This is a genomic window from Ornithinicoccus halotolerans (genome assembly GCF_009602535.1).
Taxonomy (GTDB): Bacteria; Actinomycetota; Actinomycetes; order Actinomycetales; family Dermatophilaceae; genus Ornithinicoccus; species Ornithinicoccus halotolerans.
This window is the reverse complement of record NZ_WIQI01000203.1, coordinates 1-1,622: the sequence shown is the minus strand read 5'-3', so window position 1 is coordinate 1,622 and position 1,622 is coordinate 1. Positions and strand designations below refer to the sequence as shown.

General features: G+C 69.9%; 1 protein-coding gene. It reads right to left on the bottom strand.

Features of this window, described 5'->3' with window-relative positions; all coding sequences use genetic code 11:
• On the bottom strand, positions 1 to 1,466 hold a 1,466-nt coding region (locus GFJ45_RS16025; RefSeq protein WP_153399086.1), incomplete at its 3' end, for a S8 family peptidase.
• Positions 1,467 to 1,622: the final 156 nt, after the last annotated feature.

Genomic DNA, 1,622 nt, shown 5'->3' with positions numbered 1-1,622 from the left:
TCACCGGAGAACATCATCAGATCCCCGTTCGACCGCCGCATCAACACATCCCCGTACCCATCACCGTCATACCCCACCTCAGGGTCAGGAGTACCGGCCAGCAGGCGGCCCACCGTTGCCTGGGCGTCGACCAGGCCGGCGCCGCAGCCCCCGGTGCAGGAGCCGGGCATGACCCGGGCACCCGCCTTGAGGTGTCCCTCGACCTGGGCGGGGGTCAGCGAGGGGTCGAGCTGGAGCATCAGCGCCGCTAGTCCCGCCACGTGAGGGGCGGCCATAGAGGTGCCGCCCATCCAGGCGTAGCCAGGCTGTGCCGGAACCGTGCTGCCGGTGTTGGAGGTGGACAGGATCGAGCTGCCCGGCGCAGTGACGTCGACCACGCGGCCGTAGTTGGAGAATCCGGCGCGGCTGCCCGAGCTGGTGCTGGCGGCGACTGTCACCACGTTGGCGCAGTTGGCCGGAACGGATGTGCTGGCCTCCGTTCCGTCGTTGCCAGCCGCAACCACGACCGTGGCGCCGCGTCCCACCGCAACGTCGATGGCGGCCTGCATCGCAGGGGGGCAGGAGTCGCTGCTCCCGCCGAGGCTCATGTTGATGACGTCTGCGGGCGTCGTGTTGGTCGGCGCCCCGTTCACCTGGGCCCCCGCAGCCCACCGGACGGCTGCGGCGATGTCCGACAGGTAGCCACCACAGGCGCCAAGTACCCGGACCGGCTGCAGGCCTGCGCGGGGAGCGACGCCTGCAACACCGGTCCCGTTGTCGGTGACCGCGGCCACCGTGCCAGCAACATGGGTGCCGTGCCAGGAGGACGGAGCCTCACACCAGTCGCCCTCGTCACGGGGGTTTGGATCCCACCCGTCACCGTCCCGGGACAGGTTCGCGTCGACGAAGTCGTAGCCCGCCACCACGTTGCCGTCCAGGTCGGGGTGCGAGGTGAGGCCACTGTCAAGGACCGACACCATCACTCCCTCGCCGCGAGTGTTGTCCCATGCCTGCGGTAGGCGGATTCCCCCAGTGGTGTTCTGGTAGTGCCACTGGGTGCGATAGTCGGGGTCGTTCGGCGTCCAGGCCGCCGTCAACCGGATGTCGCGATCGACGTGCTCGACATCCGGACGGCTTTCCAGGGCACGAACGAGGCGGCGGGCTCCCTGCTCGGTGAGGCCCGGCTCCGCCTCGATCACCTGCACGGCCGGTGACATGGCGCGCAGCGCGTCGATGCGCACCCCCGTTTCCCGAGCAACCCGTGCGAGTGCCTGCCCGCGCCCCCGTGCCGACTGTGCCGCCGAGGACCCCTCCTGGAAGGTGACGATGTAGCGCTGCTCCTCGTCCAGGTCCGGGGTGGGCATCCCCGCCACCTCGTCTGGGGCGGACGTCACTGCTTCGGTCTCCTCATCCTGCGCAGTGGCGCCGGGCCCGAGGAGGAGGGCGCCCCCGACGAGGGCAACCACGGTCGTCCGGAAACGGGTCATCGACGGATTCCTATCGGTTGGAACGAATGCTAGCGGGATATGGCAGCGGAGGCCTGTACCTCCAGCCGGGCGTGGGCGTTAGCGGACGCCGATGAGGTCGGGATAGTTCCATCCGGAGGTGGTGACCACCTGGCGCCGGGCCAGGCCGTCTCCGGC